Source organism: Thiobacillus sp. SCUT-2 (assembly GCF_035621355.1).
Classification (GTDB): Bacteria; Pseudomonadota; Gammaproteobacteria; order Burkholderiales; family Thiobacillaceae; genus Thiobacillus; species Thiobacillus sedimenti.
In genome coordinates, this window is sequence record NZ_CP141769.1 from 932,204 (window position 1) to 947,198 (window position 14,995).

Annotated in this window: 16 protein-coding genes; 8 read left to right on the forward strand and 8 right to left on the reverse strand. The window is 68.4% G+C overall.

Features of this window, described 5'->3' with window-relative positions:
- Window positions 1-75: 75 nt before the first annotated feature.
- Window positions 76-786, reverse strand: a complete 711-nt coding sequence (locus VA613_RS04545; protein ID WP_324780672.1) for a type 1 glutamine amidotransferase — start codon at window positions 784-786, stop codon at window positions 76-78.
- Here VA613_RS04545 and VA613_RS04550 point away from each other — a divergent pair.
- Entirely contained in the window at window positions 785-1,438 is a 654-nt protein-coding gene (locus tag VA613_RS04550) for a retropepsin-like aspartic protease family protein (protein ID WP_324780673.1), read from the forward strand. The two genes, VA613_RS04545 and VA613_RS04550, sit on opposite strands and share 2 nt — an antisense overlap.
- Window positions 1,439-1,498: 60 nt before the next feature.
- Here the strand turns inward: VA613_RS04550 and folE2 are convergent, their stop codons facing one another.
- The 4 genes from folE2 to VA613_RS04570 all read right to left on the reverse strand — a co-directional run bounded on the left by folE2 (window position 1,499) and on the right by VA613_RS04570 (window position 5,350).
- Window positions 1,499-2,308 carry a GTP cyclohydrolase FolE2 gene (folE2, locus tag VA613_RS04555; protein ID WP_324780674.1) on the reverse strand — a complete coding sequence of 270 codons (810 nt, stop codon included), beginning with the start codon at window positions 2,306-2,308 and terminating at the stop codon, window positions 1,499-1,501.
- A gap of 61 nt (window positions 2,309-2,369) precedes the next feature.
- On the reverse strand, window positions 2,370-4,226 hold the full coding sequence (gene dxs / locus VA613_RS04560; protein WP_324780675.1) for a 1-deoxy-D-xylulose-5-phosphate synthase: 1,857 nt from the start codon (window positions 4,224-4,226) through the stop codon (window positions 2,370-2,372).
- Window position 4,227: 1 nt separating this feature from the next.
- A complete protein-coding gene (locus VA613_RS04565) occupies window positions 4,228-5,121 on the reverse strand; it encodes a polyprenyl synthetase family protein (protein WP_324780676.1) in 894 nt (297 codons plus the stop codon).
- A complete protein-coding gene (locus VA613_RS04570) occupies window positions 5,108-5,350 on the reverse strand; it encodes an exodeoxyribonuclease VII small subunit (RefSeq protein ID WP_324780677.1) in 243 nt (80 codons plus the stop codon). Before VA613_RS04570 ends, VA613_RS04565 begins: the two co-directional genes overlap by 14 nt.
- Before the next feature lie 243 nt (window positions 5,351-5,593).
- On the opposite strand from VA613_RS04570, the gene VA613_RS04575 reads away from it, so the two are divergent.
- From VA613_RS04575 to VA613_RS04585, 3 genes are all read left to right on the forward strand, one after another.
- Window positions 5,594-6,706: an aromatic ring-hydroxylating oxygenase subunit alpha gene (locus VA613_RS04575; RefSeq protein ID WP_324780678.1), complete on the forward strand. Its 1,113-nt coding sequence runs from the start codon at window positions 5,594-5,596 to the stop codon at window positions 6,704-6,706.
- A 73-nt stretch (window positions 6,707-6,779) separates the two neighbouring features.
- Window positions 6,780-7,646, forward strand: a complete 867-nt coding sequence (locus tag VA613_RS04580; RefSeq protein WP_324780679.1) for a DMT family transporter — start codon at window positions 6,780-6,782, stop codon at window positions 7,644-7,646.
- Window positions 7,647-7,676: 30 nt separating this feature from the next.
- Complete coding sequence (locus tag VA613_RS04585) at window positions 7,677-8,045, forward strand: SpoIIAA family protein (protein WP_324780680.1); 369 nt, start codon at window positions 7,677-7,679, stop codon at window positions 8,043-8,045.
- A 28-nt stretch (window positions 8,046-8,073) separates the two neighbouring features.
- Here VA613_RS04585 and VA613_RS04590 read toward each other — a convergent pair whose 3' ends face one another.
- Genes VA613_RS04590 through pip form a run of 3 tightly spaced genes read right to left on the reverse strand, consistent with a single transcriptional unit; the run spans window position 8,074 to window position 10,648 of the window.
- The gene (locus VA613_RS04590; RefSeq protein WP_324780681.1) at window positions 8,074-8,826 is read right to left on the reverse strand and encodes a DUF3025 domain-containing protein; all 753 of its coding nucleotides are present in this window, start codon (window positions 8,824-8,826) and stop codon (window positions 8,074-8,076) included.
- Entirely contained in the window at window positions 8,823-9,704 is an 882-nt protein-coding gene (locus VA613_RS04595) for a tetratricopeptide repeat protein (protein ID WP_324780682.1), read from the reverse strand. The genes VA613_RS04590 and VA613_RS04595 overlap by 4 nt, the downstream gene beginning before the upstream one ends.
- Entirely contained in the window at window positions 9,686-10,648 is a 963-nt protein-coding gene (gene pip / locus VA613_RS04600) for a prolyl aminopeptidase (RefSeq protein WP_324780683.1), read from the reverse strand. The genes VA613_RS04595 and pip overlap by 19 nt, the downstream gene beginning before the upstream one ends.
- Window positions 10,649-10,864: 216 nt before the next feature.
- Between pip and VA613_RS04605 the strand changes: the two genes are divergently transcribed.
- The 4 genes from VA613_RS04605 to VA613_RS04620 all read left to right on the forward strand — a co-directional run bounded on the left by VA613_RS04605 (window position 10,865) and on the right by VA613_RS04620 (window position 14,981).
- On the forward strand, window positions 10,865-11,254 hold the full coding sequence (locus VA613_RS04605; protein ID WP_324780684.1) for a hypothetical protein: 390 nt from the start codon (window positions 10,865-10,867) through the stop codon (window positions 11,252-11,254).
- A gap of 75 nt (window positions 11,255-11,329) precedes the next feature.
- Window positions 11,330-12,433, forward strand: a complete 1,104-nt coding sequence (locus tag VA613_RS04610; protein ID WP_324780685.1) for an FIST signal transduction protein — start codon at window positions 11,330-11,332, stop codon at window positions 12,431-12,433.
- Between the two features lie 27 nt (window positions 12,434-12,460).
- Entirely contained in the window at window positions 12,461-12,724 is a 264-nt protein-coding gene (locus VA613_RS04615; RefSeq protein WP_324780686.1) for a hypothetical protein, read from the forward strand.
- A 16-nt stretch (window positions 12,725-12,740) separates the two neighbouring features.
- Complete coding sequence (locus tag VA613_RS04620; RefSeq protein WP_324780687.1) at window positions 12,741-14,981, forward strand: putative bifunctional diguanylate cyclase/phosphodiesterase; 2,241 nt, start codon at window positions 12,741-12,743, stop codon at window positions 14,979-14,981.
- Window positions 14,982-14,995: the final 14 nt, after the last annotated feature.

Genomic DNA, 14,995 nt, shown 5'->3' on the forward strand with positions numbered 1-14,995 from the left:
CTGGGTGTGACTCCGGTTTCTATCGTACCCCGCGCGAGGCACGTGTCCAGCGGTGTCCCCCGGCGTGGCGCGGGTTTATTGCCTAAGCCCTTGAATCCAGCGGGAATAAATTTTGTCGGCCAGCACGTGCAGGCGTGCGGTTCGCGCCGCGACGTCGGCCAGCATCGCCGCCGGTTGCTGCACCGCGGGGCTGTCGCTGGCGGCGATCTCGTCGGCGCCGTTGTCGCACCAGCTCGCGATGAGCTCGGGCGTCATCTCGACATGGCACTGCATGCCGATGTGACGATCGTCCAGGACGTAGGCCTGGTTGGGGCACCAGGCGCTCTCGAGAATGCGCGTCGCCCCCGGCGGAATCGAGAAGGTCTCGCCGTGCCAGTGGAAGGCCGGCAGCGGGTCCGGGGCGTCGCCGAGCCAGGGGCGCGCGGCTTCGGCGTCGGTGACGCGGACGTCGCCCCAGCCGATCTCCTTGACCGGGTTGCGGCCGACCGCGCCGCCGAGCGCCTTGGCCATCAGCTGGCCGCCGAGGCAGTGGCCGATCACCGGGACGCCCGCAGCCACCGCCTGCCGGATCAGCGCCAGCATCGGCGGTATCCACGGCAGCTCGTCGTTGACGCTCATCGGTCCGCCCATCAAGCACAGTCCCGAAACGCCGTTAAGGCTATCGGGCACGGCGTCGCCGGCGTCGATGCGAACCAGTTTCCAGGGGATGCCGTGGCGATCCAGGAAGGTGGCGAAATAGCCCGGCCCCTCGGTCGGGGCATGGCGGACAATCAGAACGGGATCCATGATGGCGGCTTTCAGGCGAAACACGATCGGGCTCATTATAGCGGCGGGCGGCCTCGCCTGCACCCCGGCATGCGCGACCGGGGTCGCGGTGGTGGGGCTGTTCACCGGCAAGGCCATCGTCAGCATCGACGGCGGCAGGCCGCGTACGCTGAATGTCGGCCAGACGGTTCAGGGCGTGCGACTGCTGGCGGCCGATTCGGACCAGGCGCGGATCGAGGTCGACGGCAAGGTCCGGCAGCTGGGCCTGGGGCAATCCTTCGCGGGCGGTGCGCAGGCCGGTGCGCGCCCCAGCGTGTCGCTCACCGCCGACGCACGCGGTCATTTCGCCGCGGCCGGCTCGCTCAACGGCTATCCGGTGAATTTCCTCGTCGACACCGGCGCGACGGCGGTCGCCATCGGCGCGGCCGATGCGCAGCGCATCGGCCTTGACTACAAACAGGGGCAGGCTGTGCGGGTCGGTACGGCGGCGGGTGTCGTCCCGGCGTGGCGCGTGACCTTCAACACCGTCAAGGTCGGAGGCATTGCCGTCAACCAGGTCGAGGGCCTGGTGGTCGAGGCGGGCCTCGCGGTGCCCTTGCTGGGCATGAGCTTCCTCAACCGGATGGAAATGACGCGCGACGGCCAGACGATGACGCTGACGCAGCGCTATTGACGGCGGCGGATAGATGCAAACGGGGCCTGCATCGCAGGCCCCGAGGGTCCCGGACGCCGCTTAGTTCCGGGTCTTGTCCCGCTCGATCAGCGCGTAGGCCGAGTGATTGTGGATCGACTCGAAGTTCTCCGCTTCCACCACGTACGAATCGATCAGCGGCTCGGCGTTCATCGCCGCGGCGACGTCGCGCACGATGTCCTCGACGAATTTCGGGTTGTCGTAGGCGCGCTCGGTGACCCATTTCTCGTCCGGGCGCTTCAGCAGGCCGAAGAGTTCGCACGATGCCTGGTCCTCCACCTTGCGCACCAGGTCCTCGATCCACAGGAAGCCGTTGGTCTTGGCCGTCACGGTGACGTGCGAGCGCTGGTTGTGCGCGCCGTAGTCGGAGATCTTCTTCGAGCAGGGACACAGGCTGGTCACCGGCACCAGCACCTTGGTGGTGTGGCTGTACTTGCCGTTCTCGATCTCGCCGATGAAGGTGACTTCGTAGTCGAGCAGGCTCTGCACGCCCGAAACCGGCGCGGCCTTGTTGACGAAGTACGGGAAGCTCATTTCGATGTAGCCGGAATCCGCTTCGAGTCGCTCGACCATCTGGCGCAGCATGTCTTCGAAATTCTCGATCGAGATCTCGCGCTCGCGCGTATTGAGGATCTCGATGAAGCGCGACATGTGCGTGCCCTTGAAGTTGTGCGGCAGGAACACGTACATGTTGAAGGTGGCGATCGTGTGCTGGACGCCGCCGCTCTTGTCGGCGACCCGTACCGGATGGCGGATGCTCTTGATGCCGACCTTGTTGATGGCGATCTGCCGCGTATCGGCCGAGCTTTGCACGTCGGGCATGCAAACGGCGGTGTCGCAAATCTGGTTCATGGCAGCTCCTGTGATGAATGCAGTTTAGACTCAGTATAAACTGCCTGAATAGTTGAGTAAACTACTCGGGTAATAGGGGTATCCGCTGCCGCACGGCGCGCGCGATACCGGCCGCATCGAGGCCGCAGTCGGCCAGCATCCTTGCCGGGTCGCCGTGTTCGAGGAAGGTGTCGGGCAGCCCAAGGTGCACGAGCGGCACGTCCAGGCCCAGTGCAGCCAGCGCCTCCGCCACGCCCGCGCCGGCGCCACCGGCCACCGCGTTCTCCTCCAGCGTCACCAGCAGCCGGTGCCCGTGCGCCAGGTCGCGCAGGAGCTCGACGTCGAGCGGCTTCACGAAGCGCATGTCGGCGACGCTGGCGTCGAGCGACTCCGCCGCCGCGAGCGCGGGGCCGACCAGACTGCCGAAGGCGATCAACGCCACCTCGCGGCCGCGGCGCCGGACCACGCCCTTGCCGATCGCGAGCGGCTCGAGCCCCGCTTCGATCGTCGCCCCGGAGCCGCCGCCGCGCGGGTAGCGCACCGCCGACGGACCGTCGTGCAGGAAGGCGGTCGTCAGCAGGCGCCGGCATTCGTTCTCGTCCGACGGCGCGGCGATCAGCATGTTGGGGATGCAGCGCAGGAAGGAGAGGTCGAAGCTGCCGGCGTGGGTCGGGCCGTCGGCGCCGACCAGACCGGCGCGGTCGATCGCCAGCATGACCGGCAGGTTCTGCAGCGCGACGTCGTGGACGAGCTGGTCGTAGGCGCGCTGCAGGAAGGTCGAGTAGATCGCCACCACAGGCTTCACGCCTTCGCAGGCGAGCCCCGCGGCGAAGGTCAGCGCATGCTGCTCGGCGATGCCGACGTCGAAATAGCGCTTCGGGTACTGCTGCGAGAAGTGCACGAGGCCGGAGCCCTCGCGCATGGCGGGCGTGATGCCGACCAGCCGGCTGTCGGCCGCCGCCATGTCGCACAGCCAGTCGCCGAACACCTGCGTATAGGTGGGCTTGCCGCCGGATTTTTCGGCTACGCCAGCATCGGGGTCGAAGCGGCCGACGCCGTGGTACAGGCAGGGGTTCGTTTCGGCCGGCGCGTACCCCTTGCCTTTCCGCGTCACCACGTGGAGGAACTGCGGGCCGGACAGCTGGCGGATATTGGTCAGGGTATCGACCAGCACGTCGAGGTCGTGGCCGTCGATCGGACCGATGTAGTTGAAGCCGAATTCCTCGAACAGCGTGCCGGGCGTCACCATCCCCTTCATGTGCTCCTCGGCGCGGCGGGCGAGCTCCTTGATCGGCGGCACGGCCGACAGCACCTTCTCGCCGGCGCGGCGCGCGGCGGCGTAGAACCTGCCCGACATCAGCTTGGCCAGGTAGTTGTTCAGCGCGCCGACGTTGGGCGAGATCGACATGTCGTTGTCGTTCAGCACGACGAGCAGCGGCAACTCCGTCGCGCCGGCGTTGTTCAGCGCCTCGAAGGCCATGCCGGCCGTCATCGCCCCGTCGCCGATGATCGCGACCGCGCGCTGCGCGGAGCCGAGCTGGTGGAAGGCCTCGGCCATGCCGAGCGCGGCCGAGATCGAGGTGCTCGAATGGCCGGCGCCGAAGGCGTCGTATTCGCTCTCGGCGCGGCGGGGAAAGCCGGCGATGCCGCCGGCCTGGCGCAGGCCGGCCATCGCGGCTCGGCGGCCGGTGAGGATCTTGTGCGTATAGGTCTGGTGGCCGACGTCCCACACGAGCCGGTCGCGCGGGGTGTCGAACACGTAGTGCAGCGCGATCGTGAGCTCGACCGTGCCGAGGTTGGAGGCGAGGTGGCCGCCGGTCTGCGCGACCGAGGCGACCAGAAACTCGCGCAGTTCGGCGGCGAGCCTGGGCAGATCGGCCGGCGCCAGCTTTCTCAGGTCGGCGGGCGAGTCGATGGCTTCGAGCAGGCGGGTCGGCATCTCAGAAGGTCCGCTCAACGACGAAGTCAGCCAGCTGGCGCAGCCGCACGGCGGGGGCGCCCAGCGTATCGAGCGCGGCGTGCGCGTCGGCGCGCAGCTCCTGCGCCAGTTCGCGTGCACGCGCGGCACCGAGCAGGCTGACGTAGGTCGGCTTGTTGTGGGCGGCGTCCTTGCCGGCGGTCTTGCCGAGCGTGGCGGTGGAGGCCTCGGCATCGAGCACGTCGTCGACGACCTGGAAGGCGAGGCCGATGCACTTCGCATAGTGGTCGAGTGCGCCGAGCGCGTGTTCCGAAGCCCTGCCGCACTGGGCGCCGAGCAGGACCGCGGCGCGGATCAGCGCGCCGGTCTTGTGGATGTGCATGAATTCGAGCTCGGTCAGATCGAGCGGCTTGCCGACGCTCGCGAGGTCGATCGCCTGGCCGCCGGCCATGCCGCGCGAACCCGCGGCCTGCGCGAGCAGCTGCACCATCTTCAGCTGCGTCACTGCGTCGTCGGCGAGCGTGTGCGACGCGAGAAGGTCGAACGCCAGGCTCTGCAGCGCGTCGCCGACAAGCAGCGCGGTCGCTTCGTCGAACTCGACGTGCACGGTCGGCTTGCCACGCCGCAGCGCGTCGTCGTCCATCGCCGGCATGTCGTCGTGCACCAGAGAGTAGGCGTGGATCAGTTCGACCGCCGCTGCGGCGTGCTCGACGCGCGCGGGATCGGCAGCGGTCACTTCGCCGGCCGCAAAGGCCAGCAGCGGCCGCACGCGCTTGCCGCCGCCCAGCACGGCATAGCGCATCGCGTCGTGGAGACGCTGCGGCGCGACGTGGGATGAGGGAAGCGCGTCGGCCAGCACGCTTTCGATGCGGGCCTGGCATGCCTGGACCCAGGCGGCAAAGTCAGTCGTCGCCATGTTCGGTCTTGAAGGGCTGCAGGGTGCCGTTTTCGAGAATCTTCACCTGTTGTTCCGCGTCGGCCAGCTGCTGGCGGCAGTACTGCAGCAGCTCGGCGCCGCGCTTGTAGGCGGCGAGGGAGGCCTCCAGCGGCAGTTGGCCCGACTCCATGTCGGCGACGATGGCTTCCAGCTCGGACAGGGCGGACTCGTAATCTTTGGGGGGTGTGGCGGCGCGGGATTTGGCCATTCAGAGAACCCGGCAGAGGCAAAGAACGCTACTTTAGCAAATTCAGCGTGCGTGCGCCTCCCGGGGAGCGCCGCTGTGCTAGAATCGCGCGCTTTCCCCGCAGGTTTTCAGGGGGTCATCCGTAAATCCGGTGGGCATCGGGGCGAAAGCCCCGATACGTTTTTTAATGGTGATCGTTCCGCGGTCACGCTTGCCGCTTCTGGTGCAGACCGGAAGGGGGCTTGGTTTTGAGTAGGGTACGCCATGAGCGATCTCGCCGAATCCAGCGCCTTGTCGCTAACTTCGCCGCAACTGCCGGTTTCCTGGTATTTCGATGCGGCCATCTACGACCTGGAACTGAAGCATCTCTTCAAATCCGGTCCGGGCTATGTCGGCCACCAGTTGATGGTGCCCGAGGCCGGGGACTACCACGCGCTGGAGATGTTCGAAGGCGGAAGAATGCTGGTCAACGGCGGTGCGGGCGTCGAACTCCTGTCCAACGTGTGCCGCCATCGCCAGGCGATCATGCTGAAGGGGCGCGGCAAGCTGCCGTCGAACAACATCGTGTGCCCGGTCCATCGCTGGACCTACGATGCCCAGGGCACGCTGATGGGCGCGCCGGAATTCCCCGGCAACCCCTGCCTCAATCTGAACCGTACCGGCCTGCAGGCCTGGCAGGGCCTGCTGTTCGCCGGCGGCCGCGACGTCAATGCGGACCTGGCCGGCATGCAGGCTGCGCGCGAGCTGGACTTTTCCGGCTTCGTGCTCGACCGCGTCGACGTGACGCATTACGCCTGCAACTGGAAGACCTTCATCGAGGTCTACCTCGAGGATTACCACGTCGCGCCCTACCACCCGGGCCTCGGCCACTTCGTCACCTGCGACGACCTCAAGTGGGAATACGGCGAGTGGTGGTCGGTGCAGACGGTCGGCGTGAACCGCGGGCTGGCGAAGCCCGGCTCGCCGGTCTACCGGAAATGGCACGAGCAGGTGCTGGCCTACGACCGCGGCCAGGCGCCGAAGCATGGCGCGATCTGGCTGACCTACTATCCGGGCCTGATGGTCGAGTGGTATCCGCACGTGCTCGTCGTGTCGTCGATCGTGCCGACCGGGGTCGAGTCGTGCAGCAACATCGTCGAGTTCTACTATCCGGAGGACATCGCGCTGTTCGAGCGCGCCTTCATCGAGGCCGAGCAGGCCGCCTACAACGAGACCGCCGTCGAGGACGAGGACATCTGCCTGCGCATGCACGAAGGCCGCCGTGTGCTCTACAAGCAGGGCATTTCGGAGACCGGCCCGTACCAGTCGCCGATGGAGGACGGCATGATGCACTTCCACGCCTTCCTGCGGCGGCAGATCGAGCCGCACCTGAAGTGAGGCGGGCGCGGCACACCGACGGGCGGCCGCGGCCGCCCGTTTTTTTGGCGTCGCCGGACACGGTGCGCAGCCGATGAAATCGGGCTGGATGCTGGTGGCGGCGGCGCTGTTCGCCTTGATGAGCGTGCTGGTGAAGCACGCTTCTGCGACCTTCTCGCCGGCCGAACTGGTGTTCTACCGCTCGGCCTTCGGGCTCGTCGCGATCTGGAGCGCGGTGGCCGTGCGTCACCGCAAGTTGCTGGGGCCGCTCGTGACGCCGCACATCCAGGCCCACTTCTGGCGCGGGCTGTCCGGGTTCGCGGCGCTGGTGCTGTTCTTCTTCGCCCTGGCGCGGCTGCCGCTCGCCACGGCGGTGACGCTCAACTACACCGCGCCGCTGTTCCTCGCCGCGCTGTCGGCCTGGTGGCTGCGCGAGGAGCACGGGCGCGGCCTCGTCGGTGCGGTGCTGCTCGGGTTTGCCGGCATCGTCATGCTGTTGCGCCCGCAGCTGGCCGGGCAGGCCTGGCTCCCCGCCGTGGGCGGGCTGGTGTCGGGGATGCTGGCGGCGGTCGCCTATGTCAACGTCAAGCAGCTGGGGCGTTTGGGCGAGCCCGAGTGGCGCGTGGTGTTCTATTTCACGCTGCTGTCGACCGCAGGCGGGGCCTTGTGGATGGCGTTCGCCGGATTCCATCCGCCGCAGGCCGGCGACTGGCCCTGGCTCGTCGGCATCGGCGTCACGGCGACCGTGGCACAGCTCGCGCTGACGCGTGCCTACCACCGCGGGCGCACGCTTGCCGTGGGGGCGCTCGCCTACGCCACGGTCGGCTTTTCGGCCCTGTATGGCGTGCTCCTGCTCGGCGAGCGGCTGCCGTTCCTTGCCTGGGTCGGCATGGCCGTCGTGGCGGCTGCGGGCGTCTGGGCGGTGTTCGCGTCCACGCCCCGCCGGGTCGATTCGCTATAGTTCAATGAAGATTTTCACGAGGAGTTCACCATGATCAGCCAGACCGTCAAGGACAACCAGATTGCCGTCACCGTGATGGGGCAGTTCACGCTCGACGACTATCGCGAGTTCGAGCAGGCGGTCGGCTACGGCATCCAGTTCCAGGGAACGGTCAACCTGCTGTTCGACCTGCGCGACATGCTTTCGTACAGCGTCGACGTCGCGTGGGAGGAGCTCAGGTTCTCGCGCGAGCACAAGACCGATTTCGGCCGCATCGCGATCCTCACCGGCGACCAGTGGGTGGCCTGGAGCATGTGGATCAACCGCCTGTTCATGACGGCCGACATCCGGCTGTTCGACGACCTCGACATGGCCGAGGCGTGGGTGGCGGGCGGCGAGCTGCCGGCCCCGGCGGCGTAGGCGGCGCGCAAGGCCGGCCGCGCGGCGCTCAGTCCGTGCGCGGGGGGGCCGGACGGAAGACGTCGCGGTTCGCGTAGTAGGCCGGATCGCCGTTTGCCGCGTCCCAGCCGGGAATCCCCTGGACGGGCAGCGGCGCGAGCCGGCGCGGCGTGTCGACGGCGTCCAGCGCCGTGACGGCGAGCGTCTCGGCCACATCCGGTTCGAGCGTATTCGTCGTGATCATCAGGCACTTGCCGGTCATCGAGGGGTAGGGGGCGAGCATCTTCTCCAGCAGGGCGTGGCCCACGACGATGCAGCGCATCTGTCGTTCCACCCGGGCGCGCGCCTCCACGAACAGCGCGGTCCAGGCATGGCCCCGCAGCAACTCGGGCAGTTCAGGGTCGCGGCTCAGCACCCACACGCCCGATTCGTCGAGGACGGTCAGCGCGTCGCGACGGCGCCCGCGCGCGCTGCCGGTCTCCTGCGCGATCGCCCTTCCGTGGGCGGCGTTGAGTGCCGCCTTGAAGCGGGGGAAGCGCAGCCACACCAGCGCATTCAACACGTCGTGCCAGGTGTCGGCGCGGGTGGGTACCTCGCCGCTTGCGAGGATCTGCATCTCGTAGTCGCGCGCCGCCATGCGGCCGTCGGGCGCGGCGAAGACAAGCGGCAGGCCGCGTGCCTGCCGCGTGTCACGGGCGGCCGCCAGCGAATTCAGCGCGGCGAGCGCGGGCAGCCCTTGCGCCAGTCCGAGCGCGTCGATCAGTTCGCGGTACGGTGCGAAGGCGGGGTGGGCGAAGCTCAATGCAGCGATTCGGACAGGGCCCGGCGGTAGCGCTGCGTCAGCGGATGCGTCGCGCCGAGCAGGTCGAACAGGGCGAGCAGGCTGATGCGGCCGATATCGTGTTGAAAGCCGCGATCGGTGCAGGCGATGGCCAGCAGCTCCGCCATCGCGGCTTCGAAGTCGTCTTCGGCGAGCCGGCGCGCGGCGCGCTGGTAGCGGGCCTCGAGATCCCTGGCGTCGCGCGCGATGCGTGCATCGAGCTCCGCGAGCGGCGGCGCCAGGCGTGCGGCTTCCGCGAGGCGCAGATGGGCATGCAGCGTCGCGAGCTCCGGCGCCGTGCGCGCCTCGGGCGGCAGGCTGTCGAGCAGCTTCAGCGCCTGTTCGCCGTCGCCCTCGGCCCACAGCAGCTTGGCGAGGTCGCGCGGGATGGCAAGATTGTCGGGCTCGGCCATCGCGGCATTGGCGAGCAGCATCCGCGCATCCTCGATCCGGCCGGCCTGCCAGGCGGCGACGCCGAGTGCGTGGGCGCGGTTCGCGTCACCCGCGATGAAACGGTCGAGCACCGCGCGGAAGCTGCTGTCGGGGTCGGCGCCGTGGATCGTGTGGGCCACCTCGCCGCGCCAGAAGAACTTCACGGTCGGCACCGAGTTCACGCCGAAGCGGCGTGCCAGCTCGGGCAATTCGTCGGCGTTCAGCATGACCAGGAGGAACTTGCCGCCGTACTCGGTCGCCAGCTTCACGAGGCGCGGCATGAGGACGAAGCAGGGGCCGGCCTTGGGGGTCCAGAAGTGCACCAGCACCGGTCCCTTGTGCGAGTTTTCCAGCACCAGGCGGTTGAAGTTCTCCGCGCTGGCATCGAAGACGTAGGGCGACAGCGACATCAGGCGAATCCCCCGCATGCGGCGAAGCGATCGCACGCCGCGACGAGCTCGCGCGCGATGCCGGGCTCGAACGCGGAGTGCCCGGCGTCCGGCACGACCACGTAGCGGGCTTCCGGCCAGGCACGCGCCAGCTCGTCCGCCGACACGATCGGGCAGACCGCGTCGTAGCGGCCCTGCACGATGACGGCCGGGATGTCGCGCAGGCGGCCGACGTTGGCGAGCAGGCTGTTGTCGGGGAGGAAGATGTCGTTCATGAAGTAATGGGTCTCGATGCGGGCGAGGGACAGTGCGGTCTTCTCGGTGCCGAAGGCGGCGATCAGCTCGGCGCTGGGGAGCAGCGTCGAACACGATGCCTCGAAGGTCGCCCACTGCCACGCGGCCGGCTGGTGGACGGCAGGATCGGAGTCCAGCAGGCGGCGGTGGTAGGCGGCGAGGAGGTCGCTGCGCTCGGCCTCCGGGATGAATTCCGCGAGCTGGCGCTGAGCCTCGGGAAAGAACGCGCGGATGCCGTGGAGGAACCAGTCGATTTCGCTCCGGCGGCAGAGGAAGATGCCGCGCAGGACCAGACCCAGGCAACGCGCGGGATGCGCTTCCGCGTAGGCGAGCGCGAGCGTCGAGCCCCACGAGCCGCCGAATAGCAGCCATTGCCCGATGCCGAGCGCGGCACGCAACGCCTCCATGTCGGCGATCAGGTGCGGCGTGGTGTTGTCGGCGAGCTCGCCGTGCGGGGTCGAGCGGCCGCAGCCGCGCTGGTCGAACAGCACGATGCGGTAGCGCGCCGGGTCGAAGAAGCGCCGCTGGTTGGGCGAGGTGCCCGAGCCGGGGCCGCCGTGGACGAACAGCACCGGGATCCCGTCCGGGCTGCCGGAGGTTTCCCAGTAGACGCGGTGGATGCCGCCCGTGTCCAGCATGCCGCTGGCATGGGGGCTGACGGGCGGATACAGGGCGGAGGCTTCGGGCATTGCGTCTTCGTCTCGGGTCGATAGGCGGAATCATATCGCCGGGATCGCCGCGCACGAAGCGGGGCGAGGCGCGGGACGGCCTGCGTCGGGCGCGGCCGCCGGGCCTGCCTGGCCCGCCGCGGACGCTCAAGTGGCGCGGCCGGCCGGCCGTAGATGCAGAGTGCAGCCGGACGCATTGCGGCCTGCGCCACCATAACGGATACGAGGAGCAACTGAATGAGCCATAACGTCAAGGTCGCCCTGCTCGGGCTGGGCGAAGTCGGGGAGAAATTTGCCGAGCACTTCCTGGAAAAGATCCAGGAGGACGGCGTCAACGTGGAGATCGTTGCGGTCGCGCACCGCAATCTCGAATCGCCTGTCGCGCTGGGATTTGCCCACAGCAAGGTGCCGGTGTTCAAGGATGCGATGGAGGTGGTGTCGATGGGCGCCAAGGTCGACATCATCTTTGACCTGACCGGCGACCCCGATCTGCGCAAGAAGCTGCGCGCGGCGCTGCAGGAATCCCACAACCAGCATACGGTGATTGCGCCGGAAGTCGTTGCGCACCTGCTGTGGAACTTCTTCGGCGAGGGCGAACTGCCGCGGAGCAGCCGAACGGGTTATTGAGCGGCGGCCGGCGCAGTTTGCCGCCGGTCGTGGCAGAATCGTCGCATCATCAGCTGGTGACGCCTGCCCGACGCAATGACTGCCCCTTTCAAATCGGCTCACGCCGCCCATCCCGACTGGACCCGGGCCGCGCAGGACTGCATGGGCCAGCTGGGCGCGATCCCCTCGGCGGCGACGCTGGGCTTTCTCTATGTCTCGGACGCCTACGCGGACGAGCTCGACGCCATCCTCGCGTTCTTTCGCAGCGCGACCGGGGTCCCGCACTGGACCGGCAGCGTGGGCGTCGGCGTCTGCGCGACGGGCGTCGAATATCTCGAGCAACCCGCGATGGCGGTGATGCTGGGGGAATTCGACCCGGGCGATTTCAGCATGCTGCCGCTGATGCGTTCGCCGCAGGACTTCGAGGGCCAGCCGACGACGGCCTACTTTGCCGTGGCGCACGGCGACCCGGCGAACAGCCACATCCAGGAATTGATCGACAGCCTGTCGGCACGCGTGTCGAGCGGCTTCGTCGTCGGCGGCCTGGCGAGTTCGCGCGGCGATGTCGCGCCGCAGATCAGCGATGGCGTGGTGAGCGGCGGCCTGTCCGGCGTGCTGTTCGGCGAGCACGTGAAGCTGGCGACGCGGCTGACGCAGGGCATCTCGCCGCTCGGGCCGCGCCATCGCATCACCACGGCCAACAAGAATATCGTCGGCAGCCTCGACCACCGGCCCGCGCTGGACGTGATGAAGGAGGAGATCGGCGAAGTGCTGGCGCGCGACCTGCGGCGTGCGGCGGGCTACATCTTCGTCGGCCTGCCGGTGCGCGGCTCCGATACCGGCGATTACCTGGTGCGCAACATCCTCGGCGTCGATCCGCAGAACCATCTGGTCGCCATCGGCGAGACCGTCGAGCCGGGCGACGAACTGCTGTTCTGCCGGCGCGATCAGCGCAGCGCCGAGGAAGACCTGCGGCGCATGCTGGCCGCGATCGGGCCGCAGCTCGGCGCGCCCATCCGGGGCGGCGTGTATTATTCCTGCCTGGGACGAGGGCAGCACATGTTCGGTGCGCCGAACCGGGAGCTCGAACTGATTCGCGAGGTGCTCGGTGACTTCCCGCTGGTGGGTTTCTTCGCCAATGGGGAAATTTCGCACAACCGCCTGTATGGCTACACCGGGGTGCTGACGCTGTTCGGCTGACCCCGGCGAAAGTAGATGGAGATCCGCATGACCCTGCAAGCCATGAAAGAAGACGAGATTCGCCTGCTGCGCGAGGAGATCGAAATGCTGATGAGCGAGCGTCGCCAGCTGCTGCAGGTGACGGGTGCCGCGGCGGTGTTCGTCGCCAATCTCGACACCGACAGCCTGCCCGACGAAACCGGCACCATCGACGCGGCGGAGATGCTGGCGGAACAGCTCAACGGCTTGTCCGAGGAGACGCTGAAGGACGCGCTGGAGTCCGTGCAGGCGGAACTCGATCCGACGCAGTAACCCGGGGTTCCGCGCCTTGCCCCGACCGACACTGCCACGCTTCCATGAAATCAGGCGCGCTGCGCTGATCGTCGGACTGGCCGCGCTGGCCTACGCGCTGGCGGGCTGGGCGAGCCTGAAGATCGCGGGCTACGTGGCCGGCGTGGTTGCCGCCGTCTGGCTGGCCGCCGGCATCGGCGCCGTGGCGAGCCTGCGGTTCGGCGTGGCCGGCGTGGCGGGCGTGCTGTTGGGCGCGCTCGCGGTCTACAGCCGGGTCATGCCGGCGGAAGGCGCTGCTTTCCTCTCGCTGGGCGCGGCCGCCGGAGCGGCAATCACGGGCTACCTGCCGCGCCATTTGCCGCCGTTCAGCGCCACCCTCGACTATGTATCCAGCGTGGCCAAGTTCACGCTGGTCGCCGCGCCGCTGGGCTGCGCGGTCAGCGCGATGGCGGGGGTGGCGAGCCTGCACTACCTGGGGATCCTGGATGGAGACGCGGCGCTGCGCGCCCTGTGGGTCTGGTGGCTGGGCGATCTGCTCGGGGTGTACCTGATCGCGCCGTTGCTGCTGACGGCGTCGCGCTGGGATCTGCTGCCGACCCACAAGGCCGCGCGCCTGGAAGCCCTGGTGCTGGTGCTCGGCATGCTGCTGCTGACGCGCGTGATGATGGAATACGCCGAGCCGCTGCGGCCTGCCGAGATCGTCCTGTTCGTGCTGCTGCCGACCGTGCTGTGGGCGGCGTTGCGCTTCTCGGTGACGGGCGCCAGCGTGGCGATCTTCCTGGCCGCGCTGATCGTCCTCGGCGTCTCGCTCGTGTCCTTTGGCGGGCTGACCGCCGCCACCACGGCGCGCGACGTGTTCGCGCTGCAGGTCAGCATGGTGACGATGGCGCTCGGCGGCCTGTTCGTGTCGGCGGCCCTGACCGAGCGCCGCTATTCGGAAATGCGGCTCGACATGCTCGCGAACCACGATCCGCTGACCGGCCTGCCCAACCGCTCGTATTTCCAGGACTTTCTCGGCCATGCGCTGGCGCGCGCCCAGCGCGAGAAGCTGCAGGTCTCGCTGCTGTTCATCGACCTCGACCGCTTCAAGCACATCAACGATTCGCAGGGCCACGAGGTCGGCGACCAGGTGCTGCGCGTCGTCGCCGGCCGGCTCGACGAGCAGCTGCGTGCCGACGACTTCGTGGCCCGCCTCGGCGGCGACGAGTTCGCGGTCGTCCTGATGCATCCGACCACTTCGCGCGCCGCGAGCCGCGTTGCGCGCAAGCTGTTGAAGGCGGTGGGCGAATCGTTCAAGGTCGCGCAGCGGCGCTATGCGATCGGCGCCAGCATCGGCATCAGCGTCTATCCGGACGACGGCACCGATGCGAACACGCTGCTGCGCCAGGCCGACCTGGCGATGTACCAGGCCAAGCAGCGGCGCAGTGGCTTCGAGTATTTCAGCGACGAACTGAACACCGTCGCGCAGCAGCAGATGACGCTTGAGTCCGGCTTGCGGCAGGCCTTCGAACGCAAGGAGCTCGCGCTCGCCTACCAGCCCAAGGTCGATCTCGCGAGCGGGCGCGTCGTCGGGCTGGAAGCCCTGGCGCGCTGGCTTCCACGTTCCGGCGGCATCATCTGGCCCGACCAGTTCGTCCCGGTGGCCGAGGAAACCGGGCTCATCGTGCCGCTCGGGCGCTGGGTGCTGCGTGCGGCGTGCGAGCAGTGGATCGCCTGGCGCGATGCCGGGCTCAACCCGCCGCCGGTGGCAGTCAACCTCTCGCCGCGCCAATTCACCGATGCGCGCCTGATCGAGGACATCGAGGCCATCCTGCAGGAAACGGGGATGGACGCGGGGCAGCTTCAGCTGGAAGTGACCGAGAGCGCGGCGATGGAAAATCCGGCGCGCACCTTCGACATGCTCGACGCCCTGCGCCAGCGCGGCCTGCACATCTACATCGACGATTTCGGCACCGGCCACTCCAATCTGGGCCAGCTGAAGCGCATGCCGATCGACGCGCTGAAGATCGACAAGAGCTTCGTGAACGACGTCCTGCGCGACGGCGACGATGCGGAAATCGTCAATGCGATCATCCGCCTCGCGCATGCGCTCAATCTGCGCGTCGTCGCCGAAGGCGTCGAGACGCAGGAGCAGGCGGCGTTCCTGAAACAGGGCGGCTGCGACGAAATCCAGGGCTACGTGATCGCCAAGCCGCTGCCTCCCGACCAGGCCAGCGCACTGTTCGCGCGGCAGTTCGCGCCGGGCGAACTCGAAGGCGTGCCGCCCGAGCTGGAGTGAGTGCCTTCCGCCCG